This is a genomic window from Salinibacter sp. 10B (assembly GCF_002954405.1).
In the GTDB taxonomy this organism is placed as follows: Bacteria; Bacteroidota; Rhodothermia; order Rhodothermales; family Salinibacteraceae; genus Salinibacter.
In genome coordinates, this window is sequence record NZ_MQWC01000004.1 from 2,083,379 (window position 1) to 2,101,003 (window position 17,625).

A 17,625-nucleotide genomic window follows, 5' to 3' on the forward strand; every position below is an offset into this window, starting at 1 on the left:
TCGGTCATAGCAGCTGCGTTCGGTCGGAACCGTTAAACGCAGGACGTTGAACCACGAAACGTGGAACGCGCTATCGATATCGGCTCAGCGGGTCGTCATCGTCGTCGTCATCGAAGCCCTCGTCCGGCATGCCACCGTCGCCGAGCGAGGACAGCATCGAGCCCATGATGTCGTCGTAGGACTGTACGCCGTCGCCAATCTCCTTCCCGATGAGTGAGTTCTGGTGGAGCGCCTCCAGGACGAACTCCATTGTCACGAGCCGCTCGGCGTCCGAATCGGGCGTCGCGTGCTGTTCGACGAGATCATACAGCCCGTCGATCTGCGTCAGGGTCTCGGCGTAGGTGTCGTCGCTCATGTCCTGCTCCAGGTCCACCGAGTGGCCGTCGGCAAACCAGTCCAGCACGTCCTGGTAGGCCGGGCGGCCCTTCTCCTTGTCATCCGGGTCGGGGAAGTAGCGGGTGTAGATGGCGCGGATGGCCTGCCCGATGAGCGAAAGCGCCACGTTTTGCGCCCCCTCCTGCTCCCCCTCGTAGACGAGTTCGACCTTACCGGTAATGGCCGGTGCCACATGCATGAGGTCGCTGATGCGAACCGTCGTTTCCTCCTCCCCGTTCAGCAGCGCGCGGCGCTCGGCAGCCGAGAGCAGCGCCTCCATCGCCGCCCGCGTCACACGCACCGAGACGCCCGACGTCTGGTCAATGTACTCGCTCTCGCGGGCCTCGAACGCAATCTGCTCGATGATCTCGCGGAAGAAGTGGGGCACGTGCACGTCAATGGCGGCCTCGCCGTCGTCGGACGCTCGGTCGATCCAGGCCTCCTGCTCGGTAATCGCCATCCCCGTATCCAGCGTCTTCGGGTAGTGGGTGATGATCTGGCTGTCGATCCGGTCCTTGAGCGGCGTCACCAGGTTGCCGCGACTCGTGTAGTCCTCCGGGTTGGCCGAGAAGACCATCATCACGTCGAGCGGAAATCGCACGTTGAATCCGCGGATCTGAATGTCCTGCTCCTCCATGATGTTGAACAGGCCCACCTGAATGCGGGGCTGGAGGTCCGGCAGCTCGTTAATCGCGAAGATGCCGCGATTCGTGCGCGGGATAATGCCGAAGTGGATGACCTCCTCATCGGCGTAGGTGAGGCGCTTGTTGGCGGCCTTGATGGGGTCGATGTCGCCGATGAGGTCCGCGATCGTGGTGTCGGGCGTCGCCAGCTTTTCGCCGTAGCGGGCCTCGCGCGGCAGCCACTCGATCGGCGTCTCATCACCGTGCTCGTCCACGACCTCGCGCCCCTGCTTCGTCACCGGCTCGAACGGATTCTCGTTCAGCGGGGTGTCCGCAAGCACCGGGATGTAGTCGTCCAGCAGGTCTGGTAGCATCCGGATGAGGCGCGTCTTGGCCTGCCCACGGAGGCCGAGCAGAATGAGATCGTGCTTGGCCAGAATGGCATTCTGGATCTGCGGAATCACCGTCTGGTCGTAGCCCAGAATGCCGGGAAAGATGTTCTCGTCGGCACGCAGCTTTGCAATCAAATTCGCCCGCATCTCGTCCTTCACGGAGCGAACCTGGTAGCCGGAGGCCTTCAACTCGCCGAGGGTCGAAAGATCAGTCGGGGCAGACATAGGGAAGCGGGGTACGTACAAAAGACCAGGAGGGATGCCGGATTGGCGAGGCGCGAACTGGCACGCAGGCCCCAAATGGCTGTTCCCCTCTTCGGTCCATTGCACCGGAAGAATTACACCTTCGGCGAAGTGCGTTTGCCTCACTCCCGCATCGTGCCTGACAGGGTGGCCCCGGGTCTCCCCTCGTTACGGAAATATTGTGTTCAATTGGATCTGTCGCCCTTACCTCGCATTCAGGCGGGCAGGTTTCAACTGGAAACCAACTGTCGTCTAGCCCTGTCATCCATTTCGCTCTGCTCATGACCTACGTCTCTCGCGTTCTGTCCCTAGCCGCACTGGCCTTTGTGCTCAGCGCCGCTGTGTCTTCCGTCCACGCCCAGCGCACCTCCGGGGCCGTGGGCCTCGGTGGTCAGGTAGGCGAACCCTCCGGCGTGACGCTGAAGGTCCACAATGCCGGGGCGCCGTCCTATGATTTTCTGGCGGCGTGGAGCAGTGTCAGTGACTTCTTTTTCCTGAACGGCCACGCGCTCTTTGAGAAGCCCCTCCCCGCCGAGAACGTCGAGCAACCCCTGGAGTGGTTCATTGGCCCGGGTGCGTACGTTGGTGTTTTCGAAGCCGGTCCTCAGGACGGAGAGGCCGTATTCGGGATCAGCGGCACCATTGGAGTCCAGATGGTGCTGGCCGAACACTTCGAACTGTACCTGCAAGCCACACCCCGATTCAACCTCGCTCCGGAGACGGACGGGGATCTCGGCGGCGGGCTCGGCCTCCGGTACTACTTCTAACCCCCCAACATTACGGAAACCGATACCTCAACTCTACGAACATGCTGCGCGTGGCGGCCGGGTAGAAGCGCGGGCCGCTCGCGCCCCGGACGCCGTGCTGCAACACATGGGCGTCGAGCAGGTTGTCGGCGTTGAGCTGAAGCTGAAGGCCCTCGAACGGCGTGTGTGCGGGGGCCTCGTAGGTGAGCGAGGCGCCAAGCAAGGCGTACGGATCGATCGTGCGAGCGTCGGTCTCCTTAACGACCAGATCGCCACCGTCAACGGTCGCGGCGTCCCCGCCGGAGTTGTCGACGTACTGACGGCCCACGACCCGCACGTTGAGCGACGCGGTGAGCCCCTGCCACGTGTACGACGTGCGCAAATTGGCCAGTTGTTCAGGCGAAGATGCAATCGGGTTGCCGTCACGTTCGAGGGCGACGGTCGTGTCCCCCAGCGTCCGGTACTCGGTGAAGTCGATGAACCGGGTACGGGCAATCATCGCATTGCCCGAAAGGGTCCATCCGGGCACCAGTTGCACGCTGCCCTCCAGTTCTAGGCCCGCGTGTCGGCTCCGATCGGCATTGCCAGTCCGGGGCACCCCGAACTGCGTAACCCCACCGCTCGGGACAATCTCATTCCAGAATTCCATCCAAAAGCCGTTGGCCGAGAGGCGGTAACGACGTCGATTCAGAGAGCCGCCGACCTCCACGTCTACCAGATGCTCCGGCTCGATGAGGGGCCGGTCGTAGTCGAATGAACCGTCCATCCCCCGCTCAAACTGCGGCGTCGCCCCCGCCGGTCCTTCGCCTCCGTCATAGAGCTGGGTACGGCGAGGTTCTCGACTGGCAAAAGCAATGCTCGCGTAGGTGCTGAACGGCTGATCCGGAAAGAGTGTAACGCCCAGGCGCGGGTTCGCAAAGAAATAAGGCACCGTGAAGTTGTGCGCCTGCAGGTTCTTGCGATCGAACGTCTTTTCGTCGTAGAAGCGGTAGCGGCGCCAGGTGAGTTGCAGATCGGCCTGCACGGCCAGCCGATCCACAGGCCGGAAGAGGTGGGCACCAAAAGCAGACGTAATGATCTTTTCGCCCCGGTACTGCCAGAGCCGATGATCGGCTTCCGGCCCCACCACTGCATCCGGAATCATGGACCCGGCCCGCTGAATACGCCCCCATCGCAGGGATCGATGCAGACGCGCCTCGACGCCCACCGTCGTCTTCGTCGTCCCGCTCTCATACACCAGCGTCGGAATCCAGCCCCACTGGTGCTGGTCGAGCGTGCCCCGCACAACCACGTCGTCGGGCGTGAGACCGAAGGCAAAAAGGGGAGCAGCACGCTCAGCGTCGCTCAGCCGTCGGCCGTCAAGGGTGACGTCGTCCGGAAGACGCAGATAATCGGCGGATCGGTAATTGGCACCGTAGTCGAAGTAGCCGACGCCCCGAATCCAGAAGGCCGTCTGGTCAAGCGACCAGTCCGGCGACACGCGCCACTCATGATTGAGGTGGACCTGGGGCGGTCGAAAGCGCTCTTGGTCGTTGGCGGCAGCACTCGGATTCTGCCGGCGCGCCGTCTCGTTGTCGTTGGCCGACTTTGGAATGCCACTAAACGCCAATCCGTCCATCTGCAATCCCCCAAAGGCCTGGATTTTGAGGGTGGACCGCTCACCGTAGCGCGCAATTCCGCCGAAGAAGCGATTGAACTCGGTCCACGCATTGCGGCGGTAGCCGTCCGACACGACGCGGCTGACGCGAGCGTTGAGAACATAGCGATCGCCGAGCAGGCCGCTGTTGGCCGTCACCGAGTAGCGCTGCGTGTCGAACGACCCGGCCCCCGTGCGAACGCGAAGGTACGGCTCCGGCTCGAACGGATCGGTGACGATGTTGATGGCCCCGCCGATGCCTACGGAGCCGTACAGCGACGCCCCCGCCCCACGCTGCACCTGCACGTCCTCGATCGAAGATTCCATGCCGTAGAGGTTCACCCAGAACACGTTGAAGTCCTCTGGGTCGTTCTGCGGCACGCCGTTGATCGACACCGCAATTCGGCGTTGGTCGAAGCCGCGGATGGAGAGGGTCGAATACCCGATCCCATTGCCGTTTTCGGAATAGGAGGTGGTCGACGGCATCTCTTCCAGCAGTGCCGGGAGATCCTGAACCCCGAGGCGTCGGTCCACCTCGTCGGTCGTGAGGTTGCTGACGGTAACGGGGGCGACCCGTTGCTGCGCCCGTCGCGTGGAAATGACGACCTCGTCCTGGGCCAGCGAGCGGGGATGGAGCGCAATCGTGTCGCGCCTCGTCTCGCCGGCAGCAAGGATGAGGCGTTCGGTGTGGCGCTCGTAGCCCACGAAGCTCACCGCAAGCCGGTAGCGGCCCGGAGCCACGCCGCGCAGGATAAACCGACCGGTTGAATCCGTGGAGGTCCCGTAGCGACGCTGCCCGGTGGCCGGATTGCGCAGGACCACGTTTGCTCCGGGTAAAGGTTGAGACGGATCAGACTCAACCACGCGTCCGATAACGGCCGCCGATTGGGTAGACTGGCCGTGCGCCGGAAGGAGCGCAGCAACACTAAACAAAAGGACAAAAACGAACGACTGGAGAGAACGAAGCAAGATCATCGTCGCGCCAAGCAGATGTGAACGAGCAAGCGGCGCGCCGATGGGGGACAATACAAACGCCGCCACCATCGACACGGATGGGGGCGGCGACAACCGAACTGGCCCGCCACGGACCAGCCATCGCCTGCTTCTTCCCTACGCCGGTATGAACCGGGTCAGGTTCGAAGGGTACGGTCTCAGCCCCGACGCAGCAGCGCGCCGGGACGCCCCCAGCAGTCATTTCAAATGTCAATTCGGATACCGGAGGCGGCACCGCGTGTTTCTGCGCCCGGAGGACGCTATTGGCTCAGCTATGGATGAATTACAGATTCAGATGGACGCACTAATACGGCGAGTTCCTTTTGAGCACAACCATTCGGTGCAAAACATGGTCGCCGGTATAAGCCAACCATCCCTGATGCGGGCTCACCGCCAGATTTCCATGCGCAATCCCTGTGCACTTTCTGGGGCCGGTTCGGTCTCCGGTGGGCACCGCTCGGCTGTGCCCTCACGAATCCGCCGGGCCGTCCAGCAGGCGGCATGGGCATCGATCACATCGTCTGCCCCGAGCGCTCCTTCTGCGACCGCTGCGACGGCCTCCTCAACGTCCGGAATCCCATTTTTCTGCAACAAGCGCACGCGCTCATCGCGCCCCTCCCGGCTCTTCTTTTTCGCCTCAACCGGCGCGTCCCCATTCATAGCATAGAAAGAGAGCTCGGGATGTACCTCGCGGACGCGCTGCTGGCGCTGAGGAGTCATCCGTGCAGCCAGGGCCCGCAGCTTCGGCAGCAGGTGGAAGGCCTGCTTCGAAAGACCGGGCGCGTCCGGTCCGCTGGCGCGATTGCGACGGAGAGCCTCCTCGTAGGTATCAGCCTGAAGAGTGTCGTACGCGGGGGCCGAAAAAACACTCGCCCCGCGCGGATGCCCCAACAGCTTGCGCGCAGCCTGGTCGCAGGCCCGTCCGCCCGGCTCGGCCTGCTCCGGGCACCCAATCACCATGTCGATGCCCGTCACCGCTGGCGCCTCCGGCAGATCGAGCAGCGCCTCCACGGCGTCCACCGTGCGTCGCCGTATCGTCCCGGTCGTGGGTTGCCAAAGCACAATGGCCCAACCGTCTCGAAACCCATCAGCCCCGGCCACCCACTCTGCTGAGGAAGCCTCGTCGGTCATCGCATTGATCTGCGTCTCTATTCCGGTCGAACCCGTTGCTCTGAACCCGGAGAGACCGCTTCCGATCCGCAGTGCGTTCCGTACGCCCCCCTCTCTCCGAGCAACGTCCCCTCAACGCCCGTCCTCCTTTTTCTTCAAAAAGGAAACGACGACACCAATCTCCGGCCCCAAAAGAAAATGCCCGTCCCCCTTCTCGGGACGGGCATACCGACTGGACGTCTTGAATCAGCTTCAAACCGCCGGCCGGTAGGGTCGCTCCACAGAATCGCTACGGCAGAACCGCATCGATCACGTCGCTGATCTCCTCGTCGTTGGCATCGCTGTAGAAGTACTCCTGAGCGTTTGTGATCGTGTGGTTCATGATCGAGCGTCCGCACATCGACCCCGAGCATCCGCTCGTAATCGAGTGTCCGTGGTGCCCGCCAATCAGGTGACCGACCTCGTGGGTGAGGATCAGTCGATTGATGTGCAGACTCCGGGAGGAAAGCACCTCGCTGAAGAGGTGATTGTCCCCACTGCCTCCGCCCCATCCTCCGCTCGGCGACCCGATCCCTCCGGCCCGGCCGGCAAGGCCGTTCACGTCGTACCCAACCAGAAACAGGTGCATTTGCTTCTCCGAAAGGGAGTGAATCAGGAAGTAATTCGGATCCTCCAGCTGGTTAATCAGCGTACCGTGACTGGTGGTGGACGGCCCGCCGGACACCCAGACCTCCTGTCCGGCAATGCTCAGATCCAGACGCCACGTGTCGCTAGAGATCGGTTCGATGAGCCCATCGGTAATCTGCGCGGCCAGGAACAGGCTCTCCTGACGACGCCACACAGTGTTCGGATCCGCGTCGTGGAAGTTGACATCTCCGTCCAACACCACACTGGCCGACGCATCGACGTTCAACTTCGCGCGTCCCTGTCGGTCGCCGTTCGTATCCGCTGAGTCGTAAACGTCTCCGTCCCCGATCTCAAAATCCCTGGTATGTTCGATATTGTAGACTACGTGGAAATTGGGGTAATCGTCGGTCTGGAGCACGTGGTTGACCGACTGGATGTAGCTGAGCCCAAAATCGGAGTGGCGCAGAACCCCGCGGAGCATCGTCTGCTCGTCATCGAGAATGGTGACGCCCCCCAACCGGCGCGCATTGTCCTGCCCCCCGAGGAGGTAGCTCTGTTCGGGAGGCAGACGGACCGTCTCGTAGGTCTCGGGTCCCTCCCGCAAAATGCCGGTCTCGACGCTGTCGGGACGAAGATCGGCCGGCCGACTCCGGAAGGTCGTCTCGACCACCTCGTTCTCCGGGGTGACGAGCGGAAGCGTCGTTTCTCCAGACTCAAGCTCCTGTACTACCTCGCCAACGCTGATCTTCCGAACCTGTAGCTCGGCAACCTGCGCTCCGAAGGCGTCCTGTACTCGGCTCGCAAGCTCCTCGCTCGAAATGTCCCCGGGGTGTTGATCCTCGCCTTCCTCCTGCGTAGCGACTGTGTCACATCCTATCGCAGCGAAAAGAATGACGAATAGGAAAAGCAGTCCGAATGTACTTGGTCGCTTATACATAGTGACGTCCACAATCGATGGAATAAGAAACGAACAGCGACCGGTCCCGGAAACCGGCCCCCAGAAGTGCCTGATCAGGAAGAGGATATCGGCGGCGCCCTCGCCCTCTTAGCACGGGGTTTCCTCCTAAACCCGGACACTGTGCATCCGAGAGATCGGACAAGCAGCCCGCTTCCATCGGACGGACACCTCTCCGAGGCGCATCCCTCAGGGCAGTGAAACGTCGTTCCCGACCACGAATCGGAAGAAATTGTTGAGCGGCTCCACGCCGGGCCGAAGCGACGAACCGGGCCACTCTACGTTGGTCTGCCGCTCCAGCTCTGCCTCGACAAACGTATGCAACACCGGACGGCGCGGACCGGCGCCAAGCTCGTGCTCCGTCTGTTTCTGATCAATGAGCGTCTCGATCGCCTCCCGAACGTCACTCCGGTCCACTGTCGCGTGTAGGAGCCGACCGAATTCTACCGGTACAGGATCTGATCTGTGTTCGGTCCATCGCACGGCCAGCAGAGCACGAAGAACGTAGAGATACGCCTTGTGGGAAATCGGCTCCTCGGCAAGATTCTGCTCCGCCACACTCCGGGCCATGCCTCGGTACGCGTGCCCAACCCTTCGAGCCGTGTAGTACTCCGGCAGCAGCGCCCGCCATCGGGCCATCACTGCCTCGTCTTGGTGGTACACGATGGGCGACTGCAGCCAATCCAGCAGTGTGGGATTGGCAGACTGGAAGAGGCCGAGTGCTTTGCGCAGATCCCACCCGTGCACATCGATCGCGTCCGCGATGGGAGGGTCAATCGTATCGTCGCGCTGCTCCAAATCGATGGACAGGTACCACTCTCGCGGATGCACGTAGACGACGCGCACGTCGTAGTCGCTATCCTGCGACGGAAAGCCCCACGCCCGACTTCCCGCCTCGCAGGCATAAAGCACTGCGACGTCGTGCTCCCTCTCGATCCGATCGAGGCGGTCGGCAATCTGGTCGTGGCGCTCGGGGACGTTCATGATTGTCAGGGGGGAGGGACGAAGACAACTTATCCCTGACCGAGTGAGGTCGGATCCGTTCCAGCGTCGAGGTCCGCGGCGTCGAACGCTGGACACCGGAATGTGACCCGGCACTGCTGCTGATCTCGATCCAATTCAATCTCGCGGAAGTCCGCCTGCACGATCTCGGGCGCCCCGTCTCCACTGCGCGCCATCCCCACCTTGAGAATGGCCCCTTCTCCAAGGACCGGCAACTGCTTCCCCGTCACAAAATTGCCGAGCGACCACGCCACCAGTCGGTGGTCGTTGTGCCGCTCAAACGGCTGTGGGAGGTGCGTATGGTGTCCTACCACAAGATCATATCCCTCCGGTGGAACCTGCGAGGGTCGAGGCTGCCGTTCGTGTTCGTATCCCCAGTGGGGAAGGGCCACATGCAGGCCGGGATCGGCGGGCACTCCAGGATCATCCCGAGCCACCCCCTCATCCGGCCGATTTAGCCACCGGGTCCAGGCCGTGAGCGTCACGTCCTCAGCGAGCCAAAGACGCGGACACTCCTCAGTACCCAACCACCGGATGCCGCGCCGATTGAGAAATTCTGTGGTGCGGTGCAGGGCCTCCGGCCCAAAATCCGTCGCGTGGTTGTTGGCCACGGTGAGCACCCATCGGTCCAGCGGAGCAAGCACGTCGAGCACCTTGACGATGCTCGGCCGATGCTTCATCAGAAACGGCTGCCAGTACCGATCCGAGAACACTCCTTCCAGATTGCCCACCACAACGTCACAATCGTCAAAAAACGACCGCACGCCTGCCCCAAACTGCACCTCTCGTCCGAACAGGGGGCAGATGTCGCCCACAAAGCCTACCGTCCGCTCCAATGGTCCCTCTCGTAACCGGAGCGCTCGGTCCAGCGATTTGGGCCGGGGCGGGGGGGAGGAAAAGCGCCGCCGGACCATGGAAAGAAACTCTCCAACCGGATAGGGACTGAACGGAATGCGCATAGCCAATTGGGAGCACGCAGAAATGCGAACGTACGCCCAGAACCCGAGCAGATCGGACGCAGAGCCCCCGGAGTACGAGCTACATACTCGTACAGCCGAGCCCCCCACCAAGGCCCACGGTCCAGATTTGTGTGCACCAGCATCCTTTCTTCGCCCCCTCAGACAATCCGCTCCGCTTGTCCCCCGTCGGCAAGACGCTACGGAAAGATGCCCATCTGCTGATATGACTGGGCGATCTTGTTGATGGCGCTCACGAACGCCGCCGTTCGCGTGTCCACATTCTTCTCTTTTCGCACATCCCGAATTTCCGTGTAGGCCTGCGCCATCGTGTCCTCAAGGCCCGAGTTCACGAGATCCCGCTCACTGGCCCCGAAGCCGACCTGTTCGATAAGCGTCTCCAGTAGATCTTCGTCGAAGTCTTCCGCCGTAAGCTCATCGACGGCGCGGAGGATGCGCTCAGCATTGCGCTCCTCGAAGCGACGACTCATCCGCCCGTGGCGAACGTGCGAGAGATTGCGAAGCCATTCAAAGTAGGACACCGTGACCCCTCCGGCATTGAGATAAACATCCGGAATCATGAGCACGCCCTTCTCCTGCAATATATCGTCGGCCTGAGAGGTTACAGGCCCGTTGGCCGCCTCGGCCACAATGCTGGCCTGGATGCGGGGAGCATTATCGGTCGTGATGACCCCTTCGAGGGCGGCAGGAATGAGAATGTCGCACGGCAACTCGAGCGCCTTGGCAGAGGTCTCGATGTCTTCGGCGCCCGGAAAGTCGAGAATGGAGCCGGTCTCTTCTCGGTGGGCCACCACATCGTCGACCGATAGCCCAGTAGGATCGTGAATGGCCCCCTCGATCTCCGCAATGCCTACGATATTGGCCCCGCCCTCTTCTTCAAGAATCTTGGCGGCGTGATAGCCGACATTGCCGAGCCCCTGCACCACGATGTCCTTGTTTTCCAGGCCCGGCGCGAGCCCCAATTCCTGCATGTCCTCTTCGAAGCTGCAGGCCTCTCGGATGCCGTAATAGACGCCGCGCCCGGTGGCCTCAGTACGCCCCCGCACGCCTCCCTGTCCCACCGGCTTCCCGGTCACGCACGCCAGGGAATTGAGATCGTCATCTCCGATCTGATGCATCGTGTCCATGATCCACGACATCTCGCGCTCCCCGGTGCCGTAATCGGGCGCCGGCACGTCGGTCCCCGGCCCAATGAAGTCCTTTCGGGACAGCTCGAACGTGTAGCGACGCGTGATGCGCTCCAGCTCGTCCTGCGAATAGTTGCGCGCATCGATGCACACCCCTCCCTTTGCCCCTCCAAACGGCACGTCCACAATCGCACATTTGTAACTCATGAGGGCCGACAAGGCCATCACCTCGTCCACGTTCACATTGGGCGCGTACCGAATGCCGCCCTTCGTGGGCTTTTTGTGGTGACTGTGCTCGGCCCGGTAGCCTCGAATGACTTGAATGGTGCCGTCATCCCGCTTGATGGGAAACTCGAAGCGGATGATGTTGTCGCAGGCACGAATCTGGTAAAGCACCCCCAGTGGATGCTCGGTCTGCTCGGCGGCATTCCCGAACATGCGATTTACCTGACCGAAAAAGCCGAGCGACGATTCGTCTTGGGCGGGCGGGGACTCTGTGTTCATTTGCATGAAGCGAAGGACAAATTTCGGGGATGCGAACACGTTCATGAAAGCGACGAGTCGTGCAAACTGCAAGCGCTTCCAACGCACCGAATGGAATTTGAGAGAGTCCTTCATCGTCGGCCGTCGAGATGGTTCTCGGAACCGGGAATCTCCCAATTGCCGGACGCTCGCCCCCCAAACGGGGACTCTATGCCGGCGACGGTTCGCCCAGATCCGGTCCGTCCGCCGACGACACGCGGACGTCGGCCCCCGAAGGCGCGCTCCGAAGCTGTGTCACCTGCCGCTGGAAGCGCCAGACAAGAAGAACCGCGGCCGCGGCGAGGCCGAGAACGAGTCCCCACCAAAGGCCGTGGGGACCGCCGCTCCCCTGAATGCCCCAAAAGTATCCGGTCGTAAGCCCCACGCCCCAGTACGTAACCGCCGCGATGCCCATGGGTACCCGCGTATCCTTCAGGCCCTGGAGCGCCCCGTGGGCCGCCACCTGAAGCCCATCCACCACCTGAAAGACCGCCGCGACGCCCAGAAGCTCGATCGCCAGCCGGACGACCGGTGTATTTTCGGCAGCCGAGAGGTCGAGATAAAGCCCCACGATCGACCGTGGAAACAACAAGAAGCACACGGCAGTGGCCCCCATGAACACCACGGCCAGCCCCATGGCCACAGCGCCGGCGCGCTGCACCCCGTCTGCATCCGACGCCCCGGCGGCCTGTCCCACCCGCACCGATCCCGCCATTCCAATGCCGAGCGGCACCATAAACGTGAACGCCGCACACTGCAGCGCCACCTGATGGGCGGCAAGCGCCGTGGTGCCCACCGTTCCCATAAGAACGGTCGTCACCATAAACAGGCTCGACTCGATGCCCCGACTCGTTCCCATCGGCACCCCAATCCGAAGCAACTCCCACAGATACGTCGGATCCGGCGTTCGGATGCGCGCAAACACTTGATGCTCCGCAAACGGCGGCATCCGATGCACCAATAAGGCCAGCGCGCCGAAGAGGCAGGAAAAGACAATGGTGCTTGCCCAGCCCGTCCCCGCCAAGCCGAGGGCCGGAAACCCCAAACGGCCAAACATAAGGACTTCGTTGGCAACGATATTGAGCCCCACCCCCACGAGGGCTATAATCGTAACTGGAAGCGGACGCGACAACCCCTCCACAAAGCTTCGGAGCGCCGCAAACCCCAGAAACGGAAAAACGCCCCAGCGAACGGCCCACAGATACGCCATCGCTCCTTCCGTGACCTCTTTCCCTTGCCCCGTCCACCGGAGGATCGGCTCCATTCCACTCAGGAGGAGCACCATGGGAACGCTCAGTCCCAGCGCCAGCCAAAGGCCCTGCCGCACGCTTCGTGCCGCCACGTTGGGCTCCCGAGCCCCCACGGCCTGTGATACCATCGGGCCCACGGCTCGCACCGTCCCCATTCCCAAAACGACCAGGAAGAAAAAGGTCGTATGCCCAAGCGCCACGCCCGCGAGGGCCTCCGGCCCAAGGCGCCCCACCATCACCGTATCGACGAAGCTCATCGAGATGTGTGCGAGCTGGGCCGCGACCACCGGCCCGGCCAACCGAAGCGTTGCCGAGAGCTCACGAAACGTCGATGATGGAGCGTCCACAGGATCGATGGGGAGCAAAAGTGAAACAAACGTCTGTAACTTCAGACTACAGCTCTTCCGTTGTCAGGCCGGCGTGTCGTACGCACAGAATCAACCCGGCGTTCGTCTTCGCCGCGTCGCGTATCGTGATCACACGCGATCTTTGGTCGTGCGCAGCCTCCGACGGTCCGATTTGAACCGGATAGAAACGGGGGCTTTCTTTCCATCTCCCGTGCCGTCCCAGAGATTCCGCTTGATAAATTCCGTCAATACGAGTATCTCCGTATTGCCTCCTTCCTTTTCCTTTTTCGTAGATTGTTGAAAGGAAGAACGAACTGAAGGGCCTTGCCGCTCTGGAACGACCCGTTTGAGTGTCATTCTGACCTCGCTATGACCGATGCTGCCCATCCTCCGGCTCGGCAAATCGTAGCCACCCTGCCCCTTCCTCTCCTCATCCTGGACGGCAATCTCAAAATTCGAGACGCCAATCCCGAATTCGTACACACCTTTTCCGTCCCTCTCGAGGAGGCACTCGGAATGCCCCTTTACGAGATGGGAGACGGCCACTTTGACACCTCCCCATTACGCACGGCCCTGGAACGTCTGGTCGAACACGGAGAGCCGTTCGAGCGAGTGGAACTGGATCGTTCCGCCGACGAGCAGGACTCCGAGTTCTTTCAGGTCCGGGGGCGCAGGATGGTCACGGACGACGGCCCCTCCGACCACATTCTCCTCGCCATGCGAGAGGTCACAGAACGAAAACGACTGGAGGAAAAGCGGCGACGTCATGCCGAACAGCTGGCGCGCTCCAACCGAGATCTGGAGGAGTTTGCTCGAGTGGCCTCGCACGACCTTCAAGAACCCCTTCGAATGGTGTCGAGCTACCTTCAACTGCTCGACCGGCAGTACGAGGAGCACCTTCCGGACAAGGCACAGGAGTTCATCGCCTATGCGGTCGACGGTGCCAACCGGATGAAGGCACTGATTAACGGCCTCCTGCAGTATTCGCGGGTCGGGCGAAAGGAGGGCCAGTTCAAAACTGTCAATCTCAACGAATTGCTGGACGGCGTTTTACAGGATCTCAGCCGCCGGATCGAAGAGCAGAACGGCACCGTCCGCCGGACAACGCTCCCAACGACGTTCGGCAACCCCGATCAGCTACGGCGCGTCTTTCAGAATCTGATCGAAAATGCCCTTGTGTATTCGGGAGACGCCCCTCCTCGGATCTACGTAGAGGGGGAGGAAGACGACGACGGGGTGCACCTAATCGTCCGTGATGAGGGCCTTGGCATTCCCGAAGACGGACGGAAAAAATCTTCCGGATCTTCAGTCAAGTAGACCCCCATGGTACCGGAACGGATGGGTCCGGGATGGGGCTTGCCCTCTGCAAACGGATCGTCGAACGTCACGACGGACAAATCTGGGTCGACTCAGAGGTGGGGGAGGGCTCTGCGTTCCACTTCACCTGTCACTTATCTCCACACGCGGTCTCATGAATTCCTCTTCCCGCACGTCCTCTTCCGGCGACTCGACATCCGGTCGCCCGGTGCGCATCCTGCTCGTGGAGGACAATCCGGCCGATGTGCGCCTAACCCGTGAAATGCTGCGCGAGTCAAAGGTGCAGAACGACCTGCTCGTGGCCCACACGGCGGAGGAAGCCGAAGAAATTCTTGGACTTACCGAGGGAGCCGATCAACCCCGTCCCGACCTGGTACTGCTCGACATCGACCTGCCAGTGAAAAGCGGACACCAGCTTCTCTCGGAAATTAAGTCGGACGCCCAACTCCGCCGCATTCCCGTCGTGATGCTCACCGGCTCGGAAGCAGAGGAGGACATCGTGAAAAGCTACGACGAATACGCGAACGCATACGTCACGAAGCCCATCGACCTAAACGAAATCTCAAGGGTCGTCGATGCCATCGAGAATTTTTGGTTTCAAGTGGTTCGTCTTCCGTCGGAGCCCGAATCCTCCTAGCACTTCGGATCGCCTTCTTTCTCATTGCAATGTGAGCCCTAATGGCCGACGATCCCCCCCTCCGTGTGCTGTTAATTGAGGACAATCCCGGAGACGCCCGTCTCCTTAAAGAGTACCTACACCAAAGCGAGCAAGCGATGGAGATCCACTGGGAACGGCAACTCGAAGCCGGAGTGGAGGCGCTTGCGTCCGCTCCCCACGACGTGACGGTTGTCGATCTGGGACTCCCGGACAGCAGTGGCCCAGAGACGGTGCGACGATGCACAGCGGCCGCAGGGTCGGTGCCGGTTGTCGTCCTCACCGGACACCAAGAGTTGGAGATTGCCATGTCTGCTCTGGAGGCAGGGGCCGTCGAGTACCTGCAAAAAGACGAGCTCACCTCAAGCCTAGCCGCCCGCACCCTGCGATGGGCCGCCGAGCGGGCCCGGATGCAAAAGGAGCTCCGTCTCCTGTCAAAAGCCGTCGACCAATCGACCGAGGCCATTCTCATTACCGAGGCGACTCCCGTTCAGCATCCCGGGCCCAGCATCGTGTACGTCAACGAGGCCTTCGAGGCCCTAACCGGCTACCGAGAAGAAGACGTTCTCGACCAGACGCTTCGACTCCTCGAAGGTCCCGAAACCGATCCGAAGGTGATGGACTCTCTTCTGCAGGCCATGGAACGTGATGAGCCCTGGCATGGGGAAGCCGTTCACTATCGCAAAGACGACACCCCTTACATTGTCCAGTGGAACATGGCCCCCGTCGCCAGTGCAGACGGCGAGACCGAGTTCTGGATCTCAGTCCAACGAGACGTCACGCCCGTTCGTCGCATGTGGGAGCGCCTGCTCGACGTGCAGGAAGAGGAGCGCCGTCGCATCGATCAGGAGATTCACGACGAGATGGGTGGGCTTCTAACCTCCATCCAGATGAAGGCCCAAATGGCCCGGTTTCAGGCCGAGAAGCACGGCCTTTCGCTCGATGTGCTCGATGAGATGAGTGAACTCCTGAACGATCTCTCAATCGCAGCCCGAACCATCGCCCGGCAGCTTCATCCCCGAGTGCTCGACACATACGGTCTCTCGGAGGCCGTTTCGAACCTCGTGGGGACGATGGAGGAGCAGCACGACCTCACGATTGAGATGCACAATGCGGTCACAACAGAAGGCGATTATTCCTCCCTGGTCGAGCGCACAGCCTACCGGGTCATCCAGGAGGCATTATTAAACGTCGTTCGTCATGCCCAAGTGAATACCGCCGACGTCCGCCTGTATGAGACCGATCGACAGCTTCACATCCAGGTGGTGGACGATGGCGTCGGCTTCGACTCCACGGAGAAAGAGGAAGAGGAAAACTATGGACTCAAGGGCATTACCGAGCGGGTCGAGCGACTAAATGGGACGGTGGAAATTAATACTGCGGTGAACAACGGCACGACGATCACAGCGACGATTCCTCTCACGACCTCACCCTTCCCCTCACAGTTTGTAGCCAACAAAGAAAACGAACGCGTACACGACGAATAGAGCCGCCCGCGTCCTCGGCCGATGGCCCGCCTGCGCTCCGTCCGATCGGATTCGAACAGGGCCTGCCGCTCCGACCAGGCACGCGCGGTCCCGTCCTCCGCTTTCCCTCTCGCCGCCCTCCCAAACGGGGGAACCCCCATAGACAGCGAGCATTGAGGCTTTCGTGTTGCGATCCGTCCAGAAGTACACTGCCTCGATGCCCTTCGCCCGCATCAGGGCCCTCGGGCTCCTCCTCCTGTGCATGACCGCCCCCGTCTGCGGCCAGCCGGGCGCCGACCTCACCAGCTTCCCCGTGCTTCGATTGGAACCGTCGGCTCGTACTGCGGCCATGGGAGGGGCGTTTGCGGCCGTGGCCGACGGCGACGTGAACGTGCTGTTCTTTAATCCGGCCGTTCCCGATTCGGCGACAAGCCGGCAGATCTCTTTTTCCTACACGAACCACCTGGCCGATCTTAACGCCGGCTCCGTCGCGTACAGCCGCACCCTCCCGGCGGTCGGAATGACGATGAGTGGGGGCCTTCGCTTTCTGCACGCCGGGACGTTCGAGGGCCGCGATCGGTACGGGGAGCCAACCGGTGACTTTGGGGCCGGGGACATCGTACTTACGGCCGGACTGTCTCGGGCGCTCGGCCCTCGATTCCGCTACGGGGCCAACACCCACCTGCTCTACTCTCAGATCGACGACGTAACAGCCTCCGTGCTGGCCGCCGACCTGGGGGGCGTCTACCACCTACCAAGCCGTCAGCTGGCCGTGGGGGTCACGCTCCGCAACCTCGGCGTTACCCTCACCAGCTTCGACGGCACGTCGGAGGACCTCCCCCTCGACCTCCAGGTAGGGCTTTCGAAGCGCCTGGCCCACCTGCCCCTGCTGCTGACGGTAACGGGATACGACCTCACCAATCCGTCGAAGGGCGTGGAAGGGGGCGACACGTTCGACCACGTGCTGAGCCACTTGACGTTCGGGGCCGAGGTGCAACCGGGCGACGTGCTGCGCCTTCGGGTGGGCTACAACCACCGGCGCAGCCGTGACCTCGCCCTCACCGACCGGTTCGACCTGGCCGGACTCGGAATGGGCTTCGGCCTCACGGTGAGCGCCCTCACGGTCGATTACGCTTACAATTCTTGGTCGTCCCTCGGCGGCCTGCATCAATTCACGCTCCGCACGGACCTGTCGAGCCTGTAATACCCGCTTCTACATCCCGAAAAAGGAGTCCGTAAAAGGACACAGCCATGCCTCCAGT

At 61.8% G+C, this 17,625-nt stretch carries 13 protein-coding genes and 1 riboswitch; of the genes, 5 read left to right on the plus strand and 8 right to left on the minus strand.

Features of this window, described 5'->3' with window-relative positions:
• Positions 1-70 precede the first annotated feature (70 nt).
• Entirely contained in the window at positions 71-1,615 is a 1,545-nt protein-coding gene (locus BSZ35_RS08730) for an AAA family ATPase (RefSeq protein ID WP_105012071.1), read from the minus strand.
• Between the two features lie 299 nt (positions 1,616-1,914).
• On the opposite strand from BSZ35_RS08730, the gene BSZ35_RS08735 reads away from it, so the two are divergent.
• Positions 1,915-2,400 (plus strand): hypothetical protein, encoded by a 486-nt coding sequence (locus BSZ35_RS08735; protein WP_105012072.1) that lies wholly within the window; start codon positions 1,915-1,917, stop codon positions 2,398-2,400.
• A 10-nt stretch (positions 2,401-2,410) separates the two neighbouring features.
• On the opposite strand, the gene BSZ35_RS08740 is transcribed toward BSZ35_RS08735, so the two are convergent.
• The 7 genes from BSZ35_RS08740 to BSZ35_RS08770 form a co-directional block, all read right to left on the minus strand.
• On the minus strand, positions 2,411-4,990 hold the full coding sequence (locus BSZ35_RS08740; protein ID WP_181149251.1) for a TonB-dependent receptor: 2,580 nt from the start codon (positions 4,988-4,990) through the stop codon (positions 2,411-2,413).
• Positions 4,991-5,105: 115 nt separating this feature from the next.
• A riboswitch (TPP riboswitch) is annotated at positions 5,106-5,211 on the minus strand.
• Between the two features lie 184 nt (positions 5,212-5,395).
• Entirely contained in the window at positions 5,396-6,139 is a 744-nt protein-coding gene (locus BSZ35_RS08745; protein WP_105012074.1) for a DUF429 domain-containing protein, read from the minus strand.
• A gap of 268 nt (positions 6,140-6,407) precedes the next feature.
• Positions 6,408-7,682, minus strand: a complete 1,275-nt coding sequence (locus tag BSZ35_RS08750) for a hypothetical protein (RefSeq protein WP_105012075.1) — start codon at positions 7,680-7,682, stop codon at positions 6,408-6,410.
• 207 nt (positions 7,683-7,889) lie between these two features.
• Positions 7,890-8,684: a nucleotidyltransferase domain-containing protein gene (locus BSZ35_RS08755; protein WP_105012076.1), complete on the minus strand. Its 795-nt coding sequence runs from the start codon at positions 8,682-8,684 to the stop codon at positions 7,890-7,892.
• Between the two features lie 29 nt (positions 8,685-8,713).
• Entirely contained in the window at positions 8,714-9,661 is a 948-nt protein-coding gene (locus BSZ35_RS08760; protein WP_105012077.1) for a CapA family protein, read from the minus strand.
• A gap of 197 nt (positions 9,662-9,858) precedes the next feature.
• Positions 9,859-11,316, minus strand: coding sequence for a Glu/Leu/Phe/Val dehydrogenase (locus tag BSZ35_RS08765; protein WP_105013792.1), 1,458 nt, complete (start codon positions 11,314-11,316; stop codon positions 9,859-9,861).
• Positions 11,317-11,497: 181 nt separating this feature from the next.
• Positions 11,498-12,925: an MATE family efflux transporter gene (locus BSZ35_RS08770; RefSeq protein WP_258096159.1), complete on the minus strand. Its 1,428-nt coding sequence runs from the start codon at positions 12,923-12,925 to the stop codon at positions 11,498-11,500.
• Positions 12,926-13,294: 369 nt separating this feature from the next.
• Between BSZ35_RS08770 and BSZ35_RS08775 the strand changes: the two genes are divergently transcribed.
• The 4 genes from BSZ35_RS08775 (at position 13,295) to porQ (ending at position 17,567) form a co-directional block, all read left to right on the plus strand.
• Entirely contained in the window at positions 13,295-14,242 is a 948-nt protein-coding gene (locus tag BSZ35_RS08775; RefSeq protein ID WP_105012078.1) for a PAS domain-containing protein, read from the plus strand.
• A 154-nt stretch (positions 14,243-14,396) separates the two neighbouring features.
• Positions 14,397-14,879: a response regulator gene (locus BSZ35_RS08785; RefSeq protein ID WP_105012080.1), complete on the plus strand. Its 483-nt coding sequence runs from the start codon at positions 14,397-14,399 to the stop codon at positions 14,877-14,879.
• Positions 14,880-14,920: 41 nt separating this feature from the next.
• Positions 14,921-16,384 carry a PAS domain-containing protein gene (locus BSZ35_RS08790; protein WP_105012081.1) on the plus strand — a complete coding sequence of 488 codons (1,464 nt, stop codon included), beginning with the start codon at positions 14,921-14,923 and terminating at the stop codon, positions 16,382-16,384.
• A gap of 196 nt (positions 16,385-16,580) precedes the next feature.
• Positions 16,581-17,567, plus strand: a complete 987-nt coding sequence (gene porQ, locus BSZ35_RS08795; RefSeq protein ID WP_105012082.1) for a type IX secretion system protein PorQ — start codon at positions 16,581-16,583, stop codon at positions 17,565-17,567.
• Positions 17,568-17,625 lie beyond the last annotated feature (58 nt).